The following is a 14,978-nucleotide window of genomic DNA, read 5'->3' as shown; positions in this document are numbered from 1 at the left end:
GCCCTCGGGCGTTCCCGTGCGGAGCCGTCGCCGGTTCCTGCGCGGGGCCGCCGCCGTACCCGTGCGGGGCCGTCGCCGTTCCCGTGCGGAGCGGGCGGCCGACCTGCTTCCATGTCCGCGCGGAGCTACTGCCGGCGGTCCTCCAGATACCGCGTGTGCGACTCCTGCCGCCGGGCCTCCGCGTCCCGCAGCGCCGAAGCCAGCTGCTCGGCCTCTTCCGTCAACAGGCCCAACTGGCGCTCCAGATGCCGCTCCGGAGGCTCCGCGCCGGGGGTCAGCCGGGTCCACCAGCGGGTCCGTACGAAGGTGTCCACGGCCTCCGGTACGTCCCTGCGCACCGTCCGGGAGACGGCGTGCACGCCCTCCGGGTCCCGGGCGAGGGCCTCGGCGACCCAGCCCGGCGCCAGCAGCGCCCCCAGCAGCTCGGTCAGCCCGGTGAGCGCGCTCGCGGCGGCCGGCGGCAGGTCGATGTCCGCGAGATACCCCGCCAGCTTCTCGAAGTCGGCCAGGATCTCCTCCAGTTGGGCCGAAGGACTCGGGAAGTCGGGCGGCGCCGGCCGCTCCGGCGGGGCGAGCAGCGCGCCCGCGCCGTACAGCCCCGCGACCACCACCGGCCAGTACGGCCCCGCGACCCCGGTGAAGGTCAGCACCAGACCGGCCAGACCGCACCCGGCGCCGCTGAGGTTCTTGCGGGACTCCAGGTAGCCGAGGACCCTACTGGTAGCCACGGATCTCCTCGAAGGCGCCGTCCAGCGAGCCCTGCCGGGCGTCGAAGAGGCGGCCGCCGGTCAGATCGGCGATGTGCTGGAGCTCGGCGCGCGAGGAGTCGCCGAACAGGATCGGGAAGACCGGGATGTCCCGCCGCGCGCCGCCGAGCCCCCGGTAGAAGCCGTCGAAGTCCCCGGCCTCGGCCCCCGCGGTGTTCTCCCCGTCGGTCATCAGCACGATCGAGGTGAACGTGCCGGTGCCGCCGCCGAGATGGTCGTACGCCTGCTCCAGCGAGGTGTAGATCGCGGTGCCGCCGTCGGCGCTGAGCGCGTCGGTGTCCCGGCGGATGGCGGCCAGGCCCGCCTTCGGGTCCTTCGGGTCGACCACATGGGTGCGCACGCTCTTCACGGTCGACCCGAACGGCATCAGCGTCACCTCCTCCCGGTCCCGGAAGTCACCGGTGAGCGCGGTCAGCGCCGCCTTCAGCGATGTGATCCGGTCGCCGTCCATCGAGCCCGAGGTGTCCAGGACGTACACCGTGCGAGAAGGGCGGCGCAGCTTGTTCTCGTACGACTGGATGAGGCCGTCGGCGACGGAACGGCTGCCGGGGAAGGGCAGTTCACGCCGTCGGCCGGTGTCGAGCCCGGCGGCGGGCGGCACCGAGGGGACCACCGGGCGGCGGTGCGTGGTGTCGGTGATCAGCTTCTGCACGGCGTCGCCGCGCAGCTCCGCGGTCACCCGCCGGACCTCCTCGCGGGTGCCCTCGTCCGCCGAGGCCAGCGAGGAGAACGGGTAGTCGGCGGTGACCACGCCGTCCCGGGGGCGGATCACGGTCAGGCCCGGGATGCCCGCCAGGACCGACTCGTAGTTGAACAGGGCGTCGACCGAGCCGCGCCGCTTGTAGGCGGAGGCCAGCCAGCCCGAGGAACCCGAGGTCAGCTGCTGCCCCTTGAAGAACTCCTTCAGCCGGGGCGTGGCCCTTGCGACATCGGCGTCGGTGAGCGCCGACTGGGCGCCGGACATCGCCGAGGCGACCGAGACCAGGGTGGCGAAGCCGGAGTTGGAGCGGGCCGGGTCGGTCATGCCGTACGTCAACTTGCCGTCCCGCACGGCCTGTTCGATCTGCGTCCAGGTGACCAGCTCCGGTTTCCAGCCGAGGGCCTTGACGGTGGCCGGCCGCACGCCGATGGCGACCGGGCTGGACATCACCGGGGTCTCGGAGACCACCCGCTTCGCCGCCTCGGGCCGTAGCCGCAGCGAGTCGTCCGAGGACAGCCACAGCGCGTCGTACCGTCCGTCGGCCTTGCCCCGGGCCACCAGGTCCACGGCGTCCAGGGTGCCCATGTAGGTGGGCCGGATCGTGATGCCGGTGTCCTTGCGCACCCGGTCGAACACGGCCGTCATGTCGCTGAGTTCGCTGGAGGCCAGCACCCGCAGGGTGCCGGGCTTCGGCGCCGCCGGGTCGTCCCGGTGCGGCTGCGAGGTGCAGCCGCCGAGCAGGACCGCCGCGGTGGCGGCCAGGGCGAGTACGCCGTGTCGTCTCATGCCGGTCCCTCCAGCGCGCCCTGTGTCCGGCTGCGCTCCAAATAGGCCGTGGCGGCGGCCAGTTCATCGGTCAGGGAGCGGACCGTGGTGGCCATCGCCTCGGTCGCCCGCACCTTGTAGCCGTCGATGGTGTCGAGGGTGCGGTAGATCTGCTGGAACGCCGAGCGCAGGGTCTCCACGCCGACCGCCGGGTCGGCGGCGATCCGCTGGATCTCGCCGCTCTGCGTGGCGAGCATCTCGGCGTTGCCCCGGATCAGCTCCTCGGTGGTCCCGCGCAACGCGTTGACCTGCTCGATCACCTTCTTCTGGTCGTCCAGCGCGGTGGCCAGCATCACCGAGATGCGCAGCGCGGAGACCGTGGTGGTCGCGGCCCGGTCGACGCCCTTGATCAGCTCGTCGTTGTTGCGGCGCACGACGTCCATGGCGAGATAGCCCTGGGCGCACACCGCCAGCTGGGTCAGCAGGTCCTGGTGCTTCTGCCGCACCGGGAAGAGCACATCGGCACGCAGGGCGTCCGCCTCCTGCGGGTCGGCGGTCCGCGCGATGTGCTCCTCGACGGCCGCGTCCAGGGCCTCGGTGAGCACCACGTACTCCTGGAGCCTGCCCATGGTCTCCCACAGCCGGACCCGCTCGGTCCCCAACGCCGCGTTGTCCCTGCGCAGTTCGTCCTGGCCACCGCGCAGGCCGCCGACGATCCGGTTCAACGTGCCCTGTGCGGAGGCGTACTTGGCGAGATGGTCGCGCAGCCTGTTGCCGCCGGGCAGCCGGGAGAGGAAGCGGCGCCCCCGGCTCGCGGGCAGGTCCCGCGGGTCCAGGTCCTCCACCACCCGGCGCAGCTCCACCAGCGATCCTGCGACCCGGGCCTGCGCGTCCTGGCCCTGGTCGGGCAGGCTGCGCACGGCCCGCTCCAGTATCCGGTTGGACTGGGCGGCGGCGGTGCGCATCTCCCCGGCGCCCAGCGCGGTGATCTCGCCGACCTTCCCGGTGAACTCCGGCGAACGGGCGTCGAGTCGGGCCAGCTCCCCGACGAACGCCGTGGCCTTGCGGGCCATTTCGGTACGCACCCCGTCCTCGACGGGCACGAGACCGCCCGCCTTCTGTCCGGGCACGGGCGCGACCGCCTCGGGCGGTGTGAGGACGAAGTCCCCTTCGGTGTCTGTCATCTGGTGCTCCCCCGTCATCCGCGGGCCCGGCGGGCCATCTCGTGCAGCACCGGGGAGGTGGGCACGGGCGCCTGCCGGACACCGGTGAGCTTCTGGTTGAGATAGGCGGTGAGGCGGGACGTCTGCCCGAGGAACTCGGTGGTGTCGCCCTGCGGCCGGAAGCCGTGCCGGACGGCGAGCATCCGCAGCGTCGGATCGGTGCTCAGCAGCTCCCCGAACGCCCGCCCGGCCGCGTCCAGCGGTACGACGGTGTGGTCGCTGTTGACCGTGGTGTCCGGGTACAGGACCACCAGGTCGTCCGCGCCGTGCTCCTGTTCGAGCAGCGCCGCGACCTGCGACTCGTACACAAGGACCAGCGGATTGCCCACCCCGGTGATGAAGTCCCGGAACACCCCGTCCGAACTGGACTGCTGGGCGCCCTGGACGCTGACCAGCTGGTGCAGCAGGGGAGCGGTGCGGTCGATGTCGGCGTCGCCCGCCACGACCTTGCCGCCGTTGGCGACGTAGGAGGCCGCGGCGAGGTACAGGGCACCGGAGTTGGAGGACTCCGGATCGGTGCTGGAGATGTACAGCGTCCCGCTCAACTCACCGTGCGCGGACGCCCCCTTGAGCTGCTGCCAGGTCCGGTTGTGCCGGGCGGCGTCGAGGTAGGCGGACATCTTCAGGGTGCCGCGGTGCGCGCCGTCCAGCACGGCCAGCCCGTTCGCGGCCAGCACCCCGGCCGCGCTGCGGTGCGCCACGACCACCAGCGGCGAGTAGAAGGGCCGCGGCAGCGGCTCCTGCGCGTGGTACTTCCGTGCCAGCTGGTCGGCGGGCGCCTGGCTGGAGGGGAACGCGAAGTCGTCGCCCTTCAGATCCAGTCCGTCCATGGCCCAGGACCCCGAGGTGTCGGCCTTCACGGTGTAGCCCTTGGCGGCGAGGGCCTTCACCACATCGGGATCGGCGAAGAAGTCCGCCTTCTCCGAACCGATCACCCCTCGCACGGTCTTCGTTGCCGTGCCCTTGTCCTCCCCGTGCCGGCCCGCTACGACGGCGGCCACCACGCCACCGATGAGCAGCACCGCGAGGACGATTCCCGCGATTCTCTTCACGCGGGCGAGGGTCCTCCCGGAACTCCACATTCCCGGGCGCGACCGGTGAACGCCGGGTGACGGGTCGGCCCCGGCACTGCAACGCGCGAGCTGGGGCACCCGGTCCGCGCGTCGCTGCGGGTGCGCGCGGACCGGGGCCGATCAGGGGTGGCCCGGGGTTCAGCCGGTGGCGGTGAGTTCCCTCGGGTCGGCGGCCAGCGCGGCCGTGTGGGCGTCCATCCGCTCGGCGGCCAGGATCGCCACCGCGGTGTCCGCCCGGGAGGCGGCGACCACCAGGGCGCGCCCGGCCAGGGCATGGGCGCGGCGGTGCAGGGCCACCGGATTCCCGGGGGCGGCACCCGGCGTCGCCCGCAGCGGCGCGCCGCCGCGGAGCCGGCACACCTGCGCGACCAGCCGGTCCGCGGCCGCGTCCAGGTCGGCCGAGGGGGCCTGCGCACGCAGCTCGTCGGTGACCGCGAGCAGTGCCGACAGATGTCCGGCGAGCTGGATGTCCAGCTCCTCCTCGCGCGACCGGTGGGGGAAGTCGGAGGTGCCGGCCATCGTGCTGTGGACCGACTTCGTGCGGATCGGTTCGTACATGGGACGGCCTCCTGTGCTCTGACAGGAAACCATCCTAGCTTGGATTTCGTCTAAAGTTGAGTCGGGTCACAGATTGAAGCCCGTCGACTACGGACCGCCGTACGATGACGCCCCTGTCTATGGCTGCCCGTACCCGTCCAGGAAGGTTCCGATCCGCGTCACCGCGTCCTTGAGATCCCCGACGCTCGGCAGGGTGACCACGCGGAAGTGGTCCGGCTCGGGCCAGTTGAAGCCCGTGCCCTGCACCACCATGATCTTCTCCTGGCGCAGCAGATCGAGGACCATCTGCCGGTCGTCCCGGATCTTGAACACCTGCGGGTCGAGCCGCGGGAAGAGGTACAGCGCACCCCTCGGCCGTACACAGCTCACGCCCGGGATCTGCGTCAGCAGCTCGTACGCCGTGTCCATCTGCTCCTTCAGCCGGCCGCCCGGCAGCACCAGGTCCTGGATCGTCTGGCGTCCGCTCAGCGCGGCGACCACACCGTGCTGCCCCGGCATATTGGCGCACAGCCGCATGTTCGCCAGGATCGTCAGGCCCTCGATATAGGAGTCGGCGTGGGCGCGCGGGCCGGAGATCGACATCCAGCCCACCCGGTAACCGGCCACCCGGTACGCCTTCGACATGCCGTTGAAGGTCAGCGTCAGCAGATCGGGGGCGATCTTGGCGGTCGGAGTGTGCGTGGCGCCGTCGTACAGGATCTTGTCGTAGATCTCGTCGGAGCAGACCAGCAGATTGTGGCGGCGGGCGATGTCCGTCAGCCCCTTGAGCATGGCCTCGTCGTAGACCGCGCCCGTGGGGTTGTTCGGGTTGATGATGACGATCGCCTTGGTGCGGTCGCTGACCTTGCGCTCGATGTCGGCGAGGTCGGGCATCCAGTCGGACTGCTCGTCGCAGCGGTAGTGCACCGGAGTGCCGCCGGACAGGGAGACCGCGGCCGTCCACAGCGGGTAGTCCGGCGCCGGTACGAGGACCTCGTCGCCGTCGTCCAGCAGGCCCTGCATCGCCATCACGATCAGCTCGGAGACGCCGTTGCCGATGAAGACGTGCTCGACGTCCGTGTCGATGCCGAGGGTCTGGTTGTGCATGACGACCGCGCGCCGGGCGGCCAGCAGCCCCTTGGCGTCGCCGTACCCATGGGCCGTGGAGACATTGCGGAGGATGTCCTCCAGGATCTCCGGCGGGCACTCGAAGCCGAACGCCGCGGGGTTGCCCGTATTGAGCTTGAGGATGCGGTGTCCCGCCGCCTCCAGCCGCATGGCCTCCTCGAGAACCGGGCCCCGGATCTCGTAACAGACATTGGCGAGCTTGGTCGACTGGATCACCTGCATACGCGCGAGCTTAGGACGCCGCGGCCGTCCATGGGTGGTGTTTTCCACCACGCGAGACGTGGTTTTGCCCCGGATTGCCCCTACGGTCGCCGGGACCCCGCCGCGTCTCCCTGGAATCCGCTGTCGTGTCCAGCGAACGTGAGTACGAGCCGAAGGCGCCCGGCGCGCCCGGCGCGGGGGGCGGCGTCCTCCTTCCGGCCACGGCCGGGCCCCGCCCCGGCGTACGAGGAGTACGCCGATCCCGCCGCCGCGCACGGCCGGCAGAACGCGTACGACGAGACGCGGGAGCTGCCGCCGATCACCGAGTTCGGGCCGCAGGGGCCGGTGGGGACGGAGGGGGCTGGGGTTCCGGAGAGCGCTGGGGTTCCGAGGGGTTTTGGGGGAGTGGGGGCGGCGCGGGATTCCGGGGAAGCGGGGGCGGCGCGGGCGGCGAGGGTCGGCGTGCCCGTCGGTCCCGGTCCGGCCGGTCCCGGTCGGGTTCGCTTCGGGCATGCCGCTCGGGGGAGCGGCCTCGGGGCGATCGCGGAGTCGGCCTTGGAGGTGGCTTCGAGGGTGACCTCGGGGACGAACTTGGGGGCGTCGGTCGCGACGGCCGGTCCCGGTCCTTCCGGCCCCGAGGCGCCCGGTGTGGGCCCGTCCCCGGCCCTCGGCCGTCCCCGGCCCTCGGCGCGGGCCGGGCCGAGCGCCGTCGCCGGGAGCGGCGGCACCGGGACGGCCGGCGGCGGCCCGCGGTCGTCGCCGGGGTGCTCGGGGTCGCCGGGACGGTCACGCTGATCGCCGGTGTGACGGGTTCGGGCGCCCCGGCCGAGTCCCGGCACCGGGAGAGCGGCCGCGCCGACGCCACGGCGAGCGCGGGCACGGACGACGCGGGGGCCGCGGCCTCGGCGGCTCCCTCGGTGACCGATCCGGCGCCCGCGAGATCCCCGGAGCCCGCCTCCACCCCTACGTCCTCCACCCCTACGTCCTCCACCCCTACGTCCTCCGCCCCGGCCACGCCCCCGATCGCGGCCGTCAGGGCCACCGACCTCCGCCCGACGCCCACCACCCCCACCACCCCCACCACCCCCACCGCCTCCGCCCCGCCGCCCGCGACGGCCGGTGCGCCACCCCCGGCGCCGACGGCCACCACGCTCACCCCGCACTTCCCGTCCGGCGGCAGGGGCCACGGCCACGGCGGGCACCCCCGCTGACCCGTCCTCAAGTCATCCGGGAATCAAGAGAGTTGATCACAGGCGTCGCACAGGGAAACCCCTACGACCTGATCCGGCTTCTTGTTCCCGTCCCCTCGATGCACCGAGAATGCGCATGACAACACAGCGGGCGACCGGAAATCCCTCCGGTCGCCGCCGTCGTAAGAGGGGACCCCCACATGAACAAGCCTCTCCTCGCCGCGCTGTCCGCCCTGGCCCTGGCCGGGCTGGGCGCGGCTCCCGCGGTCGCCGCCCCACTCACCGCGGCCCCCGCCGCGCACGCCGACTCCCCGGCGCTCAAGGCGAAGTCGCCCGCCGTCACCGTCAACTTCGCCGGCACCGTCTCGCTCAGCGACTGCTCCGGCTCGGTGATCCGCTTCCCCAACTCCGCCGACAGCGACCCGGCGTTGGTGCTGTCCAACGGCCACTGCCTGGAGACCGGCTTCCCCGACCCCGGTGAGGTCATCACCGGCCAGTCCTCCAGCCGTACCTTCGGCCTGCTGAACGCGAGCGGCAGCAAGATAGCCACCCTGCGCGCCAACCAGGTCGTCTACTCCACGATGACCGACACGGACATCACGATCTACCGCCTCAACACCACCTACGCGCAGATCAAGAGCTCCTACGGCATCAGCCCGCTCACCCTCAGCGACACCCACCCGACCGCGGGCACCGCCATCAAGGTCGTCTCCGGCTACTGGAAGACGACCTACAGCTGCAGCATCGACGGCTTCGTCAACCAGCTGAAGGAGGGCGACTGGACCTGGAAGGACTCCATCCGCTACACCTCCAGCTGCAACACCATCGGCGGCACCTCCGGCTCCCCGGTCATCGACACCAGCACCGGCAAGGTCGTCGCCGTCAACAACACGGGCAACGAGGACGGGGAGCGCTGCACCGTCAACAACCCGTGCGAGGTGGACGCGAACGGCAACGTCACCGTCCACCAGGGCACCAACTACGCCGAGGAGACGTACGGGATCCCGGCCTGCTTCACCACCGGCAACAAGCTGAACCTGAGCGCGGCCGGCTGCACCCTGCCCAAGCCGTAGGACACAGAGGCACGGCGCTCACCCCGGCGTCGGCATCGGCCTCGATGTCGGTGTCGGCGTCCGGCGGACGGACCGGCCCGCGAGCACGTCCGTCCGCCTGCCGTCCTCGATGACGAAGCGGCCGTCGACGAGGACGTACGGGATGCCTGTGGGCAGCGTCCGGGGCGCCTCGAACGTGGCGCCGGGCGCGACCGTCCCCGGGTCGAACAGCACCAGGTCCGCCCGGTACCCCTCGCGCACCAGGCCCCGGTCCGGCAACCGCAGCCGGGCCGCGGGCCGCGCGGTGAGCCGGGCGACGCACTCCTCCAGCGACAGCACGCCCAACTCCCGTACGTAGTGCCCGAGATAGCGCGGGAAGGTGCCGTACGCCCGCGGGTGCGGCTTCGCGCCCCGCAGGATGCCGTCGGAGCCCCCGGTGTGGGCGCGGTGGCGCATCAGGGCGCGCACATTGTCCTCATGGCCGACGTGCTGGAGGACGGTCGTGCCGAGCCGGTCCTCGATCAGCAGCCGCCGGGCGACCTCCCACGGCGACCGGGACCGTTCCGCCGCCAACTCCCTTACGGTGCGCCCCGCATACGCGCCGAGCGCCGGGTCGGCCACCCCGGAGACCTCGACCGTCTCCCACGCCACCGGCACACCGTGACAGCCGTCCGAACCGGTCACCTCCAGCTCCCGCCGGATGCGCTCGGCCGTCGCCGGGTCCGCGAGCCGGGCCAGCACCTGTGCCGGGCCGCCCTCGCTCGCCCAGCTCGGCAGCAGCGCGGCCAGGGTGGTGCAGCCGGGCGTGTAGGGGTACGTGTCGAACGTGATGTCCGCGCCCGCGTCCAGGGCGCGGTCGAGCAGTGCGGTCAGCTCATCGGCGCGCCCCTCGTTCACCCCGAAGTTCATGGTGGCGTGCGCCAGATGCAGCGGGCAGCCCGCCGCCCGGGCCAGCGCCACCATCTCGGCGTAGGCGTCCAGCGCGCCGGCGCCGTAGGACCGGTGATGCGGGCAGTAGTAGCCGCCGTACGACGCCACCACCCGGCACAGCTCGGTCAGTTCGGCGTCGTCGGCGTACATCCCCGGGGTGTAGGTGAGCCCGGAGGACAGTCCGACGGCCCCCTGCGCCAGCCCTTGCGCCACCAACTCCCGCATACGGCGCAGCTCTTCGGCGGTAGCGGGCCGGTCCTCCCACCCCATGACGAGCGCGCGGACGGTGCCCTGCGGGATCAGATAGGCGGCGTTCACGGCGATCCCGCGCCCCTCGAACCCGTGGTCAAGACGGTCGAGGTACTCCCCGACCGTGCGCCAGTCGAAGTCGATGTCCTCGCCGTACCCGTTCCACCCGGCGATCGCCCGGCGCACCTGGGCCAGCGTCCGCTCGTCCACCGGCGCGTACGACAGCCCGTCCTGCCCGATCACCTCCAGGGTGACCCCCTGCGCGGCCTTGGCGCTGTGGTCGGGGTCGCGGAGCAGCGCGAGGTCGGAGTGGGCGTGCATGTCGATGAACCCGGGGGAGAGGACAAGACCCTCGGCATCCAACTCCCGCATCGCCCGCGGCCGTTGGCAACCGGCCGCCGCGGCCTCCTTGACGATGGAGACGATCCGCCCGCCGTCGACGACCACATCCGCCCGGTACGACGGCTCGCCGCTGCCGTCGACCACCTCGGCGTCCCGCACGACCAGGTCTTCCATGCCGGCCTCCCCGACCGTTCCGGTGGCTGCCCCGCTCTGGCTTTTCTGCTCTAGAAGTCTTCTGCTCTAGAAGTAGGTGCGGATGTAGTCCACCACCGTGCCGTCCGCCTCCGCCACCGGGATGAGCTGCCACTTCTCGAAGACCGTGCACGGATGGGACAGCCCGAAGCCGATCCAGTCGCCCACCCGGAGATCCGCGTCGGCACCGGTACGCAGCCACAGATGCTGGTCGGACAGCGCGGTCACCTCGATACCGGCCGCCGGCCGCTCGGCACCGTCCCGGCGCACCACCCGCGCCACCGGCAGATCGAGGTCGTACGAGACGTCCCGCTTCCCCGCGTTCACGAACGCCTCCGTCGCCGAGGGCCGCGAGACCACCTGCGCCCACAGCCGGAACGCGGGCTCCAGCGCGCCCTCCTCGGGCACCCGGTTGAACGGGGTCAGCTCGCTGTAGTGCACATCGTCGTGCGAGACGTACGCACCGGAGCGCAGCAGCCTGAGCACCGGGCGGGACAGTGCGGGAATCTTGGCGAACACCTCGGCCACGACATCGAACCACTCGCTGCCACCGGCGCTGACGACGATCTCCTCGGCGCCCCCGAACAGCCCGTCCCGGTCGAACTCGACCGCGAGGGTGACGAGTTGATCCAGCCAGGCGCGGACCCGCTCCGGGTCGGCGTCCGGCACCTGGGCCTCGTACCCCGCCACCCCGACGAGCCGCAGCGCCCGCGCCCGCCCGGCCGCCTCGGCGACGGCCCGCGCGTCCGCCGCCGTACGGACACCCGTACGGGCCCGCTCGCCCGCGCCCAGCTCCACGACCACGTCCACCGGCCGGGCGGCCCCCGCGAGCGCCGCGTCCATCAGCTCCACACCGCGCACGGAGTCGACGTAGCAGACGAAGCGGAAACCGGGGTCCGCGGCGAGCTCACCGGCGAGCCAGCGCAGGGCCGCGGCGTCGACCAGCTCATTGGCGAGAAAGATCCGCTGGACGCCGAACTCCCGTGCGACGTGCACCTGGTGGGGCACGGCCAGCGTGATCCCCCAGGCGCCGTGCTCGATCTGGCGCCGGAACAGCTGCGGCGCCATGGAGGTCTTGCCGTGCGGCGCGAACGCCAGACCGTGGCGGGCGGTGTACGACTCCATGAGCGCGAGGTTGTGCGCCAGGCGCTCGGCGGACAGGACGAGCAGGGGAGTGGTGAATCCGCCGTCCGCGTCGAACAGATTGCGCCGCTGGGCGGCCAGCTCCCCGACAAGGAGACCGCGGGCGCCCGGCGGGAGGCCCTTGAAGCGGTGGTCGACGCGTTCCTCGGCCAGCCGGTCGAGCGCTTCGGTGTCCATGGGAGCCCTTCTTCGTCCGGCGCGTGCCCTTGCCGATGCATTCTGTGCAACGTTCATTGCATGCAGTGCTCACTGCTGTCTAGCATCTCGCCGACAACGGGTCAACGGAGTGACACCGCCGACGCTTGGGGGTTTCGGGAGTGGACATCGTCGCGCTGGGCGAATCCATGGTCACCCTCGTCCCCACCCGCCCCGGCCCGCTGTCCGACGTGCCCGCCTTCTCCCGCGCCGTCGGCGGCGCGGAGTCCAACGTGGCCTGCGCGATGGCGGCGCTCGGCCACTCGGCCCGCTGGGTGAGCCGGGTGGGCACGGACGGATTCGGGGAGTGCGTGGTGGCGGGCGTCGCGGAGTACGGGGTGGACGTCTCGACGGTACGACGCGATCCCTCCCGCCCGACCGGCGTCTACTTCCGTACGGCGGCGGACCGGGGCTCGGGGGCGCACGAGGTGGCGTACTACCGGGCGGGATCGGCGGCGTCGGCGATGTCTCCGGCGAACGTGGACATGAACGCGGTACGGGACTGCCGGATCCTGCATCTGTCGGGGATCACCGCGGCCCTGTCGGCGGACTGCCACGCCCTCCTCCACCGACTGACGGCCCCGGCCGCCGACCGCCCCCTGATCTCCTTCGACATCAACTACCGCCCGGCCCTGTGGCGGGGCAAAGACGCCGCCCGAACCCTGCTGGAGCTGGCCCGCCGGGCGGACATCGTCTTCGTGGGCGAGGACGAGGCGGCGCAGGTGTGGAGAGCGACGGGAGGACCGGGGGCGATCAGGAGGGTGCTGCGGGAGCCGGGGGCACTGGTGGTGAAACAGGGGGCGACGGGAGCCACGGCCTTCCACCGGCAAGCACAGGGCACCTACGAGCCGACCGCCACCCTGAACGCCGTACCGGAGGGCACTTTCGAGCCGAGTCCCACCGTCGCCGCCGTATCGACCATCGGCGCCGGAGACTCCTTCGCCGCCGGCTACCTCTCCGCCACCCTCCGCGCCCTCCCCCTGCGCCGGCGCCTCCGGCACGGCCACCTCCTCGCCGCCGCCACCCTCACCACCCCCACCGACCTCGCCCCGCCCCCGACCCGCGCCCACGCCGACCACCTCGCCGCCCTGGACGACGCCGCATGGGGAAGACTGCGACTCGCCCCCGGCTGGACGCAGACCGCGCGGGCCCCCGAGGAGGCCAACACCCCATGAGTCAGACCGTCGACCGCGCCCTGAGCATCCTGCCGCTGCTCGCCGAGGGCCCCGCCGACCTCGGCCGGGTCGCCGACCGCCTCGGCGTCCACAAGTCCACCGCCCTGCGCCTGCTGCGCACCCTGCACGAACACGGCCTGGTCTACCGCCAGTCCGATCACCGCTACCGCCTCGGCGCCCGCCTCTTCGCCCTCGCCCAGGAGGCGATGGAGAACCTGGACGTCCGCGAGATCGCCCACCCCCACCTCGTACGGCTGAACGAACAGTGCGGCCACACCGTCCACCTCGCCGTGTACGACGACCCCGAGGTCCTCTACATCGACAAGGTCGACAGCCGCTACCCGGTGCGCATGTACTCCCGCATCGGCAGGCCGGTCGCCCTCACCGTGGCCGCCGTCGCGAAGCTCCTCCTCGCCGACCTGCCCGAACCCGAGCGCCGCGCCGTCGCGGAGAAGCTCGACTACCCCTCGTACACCCCCCGTTCGACCCCGAACGCCGACGCCTACCTCCAGGAACTGGCCAAGGTCCGCGAACAGGGCTGGGCCACCGACCTCGGCGGCCACGAGGAGTCCATCAACTGCGTCGCCGCCCCCATCCGCGGCGCCGAGGGCCGGGTGGCCGCCGCGATGTCGGTGTCCGCCCCGAACGTGGTCGTCACGGCCGACGAACTCCTCGCACTCCTCCCGCTGGTCCGCCGCACGGCGGACGCGATCAGCGCGGAGTACTCCGGTAGAACACCGGTGACGGAACACCCGTAACACCCGTAACACCTGTACCGCTCGTAACGCTTCGCTTATAAAGGACTGGCCCGATGGACAAGACCGCCCTGACCCCGAAGACCCACACCACCCCGCCCGCGAAGTTCTCCCACGGGGTGCGCAAGGGCAACATCCTCCAGGTCGCAGGTCAGGTCGGCTTCCTGCCCGCCGAGGAGGGCAAGCCCCCGACCCCGGTCGGCCCCACCCTGCGCGAGCAGACGCTCCAGACCCTCGACAACGTCAGGTCGATCCTGGAGGAGGGCGGCGCCGGCTGGGACGACGTGATGATGCTCCGCGTCTACCTCACGGACGTGGACCACTTCGCCGAGATGAACGACCTCTACAACGCCTACTTCGAGGCCCAGGCCCTCACCCAGCCGCCGGCCGCCCGTACGACGGTCTACGTCGGCCTTCCGCCCGGCCTGCTGATCGAGATCGACGCGCTCGCCGTGCTCGATTCCCCTGGAGTGGCGTAAGTTGCCGGCGCGACGCGCGGGCTGACTGGTTCCGGCACAGGGAAGTCGTCCATACTGCCGCCGTGGAGCAGCGCATAGGATCAGGCAGCAATCCGTTGAACACCGAAGCGTTGAAGGCGGAAGCGGTGAAGGCCGAGCCCGTGACGGGCGCCGGCTTCGACCCGGCCTTCATCCCGGGCATCACGGCCCCGGCGACGCCCTTGGCGAAGCAGGAGGAGCCGGGAGAGCCGAAGAAGCCGGAGGCCGAGGCGCCGGACGAGTCCGCAGAGCCGTCGGAGCCCGGCGAATCCGGAGAGCCGAAGGCCACCGAGGAGGCCGAGGAAGGCGACACTGACGAGGACGAGCCCGCGGCACCCGCCGACGGCCCGGTCTTCGAGGCCGCCGACCGCCGCGCCAGGATAGTGGCCGACCACAAGGGCGTCCGCCTCAGCCTGGACGAGGAGGCCTGCGAGTTCCAGTGGGCCGAGATCGCCGCGGTGGAGTCGGGATCCCCCCGCTTCGGCAAGCGCTACACCATCACGGTGCACACCCCGGACCGCCGCTGGTACCCGATCGAGATCGAGGCCGCCTCCCGCTCCCGCTTCAAGGAATGGGACGACCAGCTGGACGCGGTCCTGGACGCCTACTTCGAAGACGGCGACTGACCGACGCCCCGCTCTCCACGAGCCGGCTCCCCGCGAGCCGGCTCCCTCATCCGGCCCCGGCGGGGTGCTGGAGGGCGGTCAGACCCCCCGAGAACTTCTGATAAAGTTTGGTTCGCCGCAAGGGAAACGCGAGAGCGAGAACCGGAAGGCACCGAGGAAATCGGATCGGAAAGATCTGATAGAGTCGGAAACACCGAAGGGAAGCCCGGAGGAAAGCCCGAGAGGGTGAGTACAAAGG

At 71.9% G+C, this 14,978-nt stretch carries 14 protein-coding genes; 6 read left to right on the top strand and 8 right to left on the bottom strand.

Annotation, left to right across the window (positions count from 1 at the left end; all coding sequences use genetic code 11):
- Positions 1–125 precede the first annotated feature (125 nt).
- The 6 genes from AB0N90_RS19285 to AB0N90_RS19260 all read right to left on the bottom strand — a co-directional run bounded on the left by AB0N90_RS19285 (position 126) and on the right by AB0N90_RS19260 (position 6,415).
- The gene (locus tag AB0N90_RS19285) at positions 126–728 is read right to left on the bottom strand and encodes a hypothetical protein (protein WP_365198097.1); all 603 of its coding nucleotides are present in this window, start codon (positions 726–728) and stop codon (positions 126–128) included.
- The gene (locus tag AB0N90_RS19280; protein WP_365198095.1) at positions 715–2,253 is read right to left on the bottom strand and encodes a substrate-binding and VWA domain-containing protein; all 1,539 of its coding nucleotides are present in this window, start codon (positions 2,251–2,253) and stop codon (positions 715–717) included. The genes AB0N90_RS19285 and AB0N90_RS19280 overlap by 14 nt, the downstream gene beginning before the upstream one ends.
- Positions 2,250–3,416: a toxic anion resistance protein gene (locus AB0N90_RS19275; RefSeq protein WP_365198094.1), complete on the bottom strand. Its 1,167-nt coding sequence runs from the start codon at positions 3,414–3,416 to the stop codon at positions 2,250–2,252. Before AB0N90_RS19275 ends, AB0N90_RS19280 begins: the two co-directional genes overlap by 4 nt.
- Before the next feature lie 14 nt (positions 3,417–3,430).
- Positions 3,431–4,507, bottom strand: coding sequence for a hypothetical protein (locus AB0N90_RS19270; protein WP_365198091.1), 1,077 nt, complete (start codon positions 4,505–4,507; stop codon positions 3,431–3,433).
- A 159-nt stretch (positions 4,508–4,666) separates the two neighbouring features.
- Positions 4,667–5,086 carry a hypothetical protein gene (locus AB0N90_RS19265; protein WP_365198088.1) on the bottom strand — a complete coding sequence of 140 codons (420 nt, stop codon included), beginning with the start codon at positions 5,084–5,086 and terminating at the stop codon, positions 4,667–4,669.
- Between the two features lie 117 nt (positions 5,087–5,203).
- On the bottom strand, positions 5,204–6,415 hold the full coding sequence (locus AB0N90_RS19260) for a pyridoxal phosphate-dependent aminotransferase (protein WP_037662864.1): 1,212 nt from the start codon (positions 6,413–6,415) through the stop codon (positions 5,204–5,206).
- A gap of 743 nt (positions 6,416–7,158) precedes the next feature.
- Between AB0N90_RS19260 and AB0N90_RS19255 the strand changes: the two genes are divergently transcribed.
- On the top strand, positions 7,159–7,605 hold the full coding sequence (locus AB0N90_RS19255) for a hypothetical protein (protein WP_365198085.1): 447 nt from the start codon (positions 7,159–7,161) through the stop codon (positions 7,603–7,605).
- A 179-nt stretch (positions 7,606–7,784) separates the two neighbouring features.
- Complete coding sequence (locus tag AB0N90_RS19250; RefSeq protein WP_365198082.1) at positions 7,785–8,657, top strand: serine protease; 873 nt, start codon at positions 7,785–7,787, stop codon at positions 8,655–8,657.
- A gap of 18 nt (positions 8,658–8,675) precedes the next feature.
- Here the strand turns inward: AB0N90_RS19250 and AB0N90_RS19245 are convergent, their stop codons facing one another.
- Complete coding sequence (locus tag AB0N90_RS19245; RefSeq protein ID WP_365198079.1) at positions 8,676–10,331, bottom strand: D-aminoacylase; 1,656 nt, start codon at positions 10,329–10,331, stop codon at positions 8,676–8,678.
- A 66-nt stretch (positions 10,332–10,397) separates the two neighbouring features.
- Positions 10,398–11,669: an alanine racemase gene (locus tag AB0N90_RS19240; RefSeq protein WP_365198077.1), complete on the bottom strand. Its 1,272-nt coding sequence runs from the start codon at positions 11,667–11,669 to the stop codon at positions 10,398–10,400.
- Between the two features lie 167 nt (positions 11,670–11,836).
- Here AB0N90_RS19240 and AB0N90_RS19235 point away from each other — a divergent pair, with 167 nt between their 5' ends.
- The 4 genes from AB0N90_RS19235 (at position 11,837) to AB0N90_RS19220 (ending at position 14,740) form a co-directional block, all read left to right on the top strand.
- On the top strand, positions 11,837–12,862 hold the full coding sequence (locus AB0N90_RS19235; protein ID WP_365198578.1) for a sugar kinase: 1,026 nt from the start codon (positions 11,837–11,839) through the stop codon (positions 12,860–12,862).
- Complete coding sequence (locus AB0N90_RS19230) at positions 12,859–13,620, top strand: IclR family transcriptional regulator (RefSeq protein ID WP_085566320.1); 762 nt, start codon at positions 12,859–12,861, stop codon at positions 13,618–13,620. Before AB0N90_RS19235 ends, AB0N90_RS19230 begins: the two co-directional genes overlap by 4 nt.
- 53 nt (positions 13,621–13,673) lie before the next feature.
- A complete protein-coding gene (locus AB0N90_RS19225; RefSeq protein ID WP_361676041.1) occupies positions 13,674–14,096 on the top strand; it encodes a RidA family protein in 423 nt (140 codons plus the stop codon).
- Positions 14,097–14,158: 62 nt separating this feature from the next.
- Positions 14,159–14,740: a hypothetical protein gene (locus AB0N90_RS19220; RefSeq protein WP_365198073.1), complete on the top strand. Its 582-nt coding sequence runs from the start codon at positions 14,159–14,161 to the stop codon at positions 14,738–14,740.
- Positions 14,741–14,978: the final 238 nt, after the last annotated feature.

This window comes from Streptomyces sp. NPDC093018 (assembly GCF_040684035.1).
Lineage (GTDB): Bacteria > Actinomycetota > Actinomycetes > Streptomycetales > Streptomycetaceae > Streptomyces > Streptomyces murinus.
This window is presented reverse-complemented; position numbering and strand designations above follow the sequence as displayed.

Excerpts from the sequence above, each read along its gene's own strand:
- AB0N90_RS19280 (WP_365198095.1), bottom strand. The coding sequence starts at position 2,253 with ATGAGACGACACGGCGTACTCGCCCTGGCCGCCACCGCGGCGGTCCTG.
- AB0N90_RS19275 (WP_365198094.1), bottom strand. The coding sequence starts at position 3,416 with ATGACAGACACCGAAGGGGACTTCGTCCTCACACCGCCCGAGGCGGTC.
- AB0N90_RS19265 (WP_365198088.1), bottom strand. The coding sequence starts at position 5,086 with ATGTACGAACCGATCCGCACGAAGTCGGTCCACAGCACGATGGCCGGC.
- AB0N90_RS19260 (WP_037662864.1), bottom strand. The coding sequence starts at position 6,415 with ATGCAGGTGATCCAGTCGACCAAGCTCGCCAATGTCTGTTACGAGATC.
- AB0N90_RS19250 (WP_365198082.1), top strand. The coding sequence starts at position 7,785 with ATGAACAAGCCTCTCCTCGCCGCGCTGTCCGCCCTGGCCCTGGCCGGG.
- AB0N90_RS19245 (WP_365198079.1), bottom strand. The coding sequence starts at position 10,331 with ATGGAAGACCTGGTCGTGCGGGACGCCGAGGTGGTCGACGGCAGCGGC.
- AB0N90_RS19240 (WP_365198077.1), bottom strand. The coding sequence starts at position 11,669 with ATGGACACCGAAGCGCTCGACCGGCTGGCCGAGGAACGCGTCGACCAC.
- AB0N90_RS19235 (WP_365198578.1), top strand. The coding sequence starts at position 11,837 with ATGGTCACCCTCGTCCCCACCCGCCCCGGCCCGCTGTCCGACGTGCCC.
- AB0N90_RS19230 (WP_085566320.1), top strand. The coding sequence starts at position 12,859 with ATGAGTCAGACCGTCGACCGCGCCCTGAGCATCCTGCCGCTGCTCGCC.
- AB0N90_RS19225 (WP_361676041.1), top strand. The coding sequence starts at position 13,674 with ATGGACAAGACCGCCCTGACCCCGAAGACCCACACCACCCCGCCCGCG.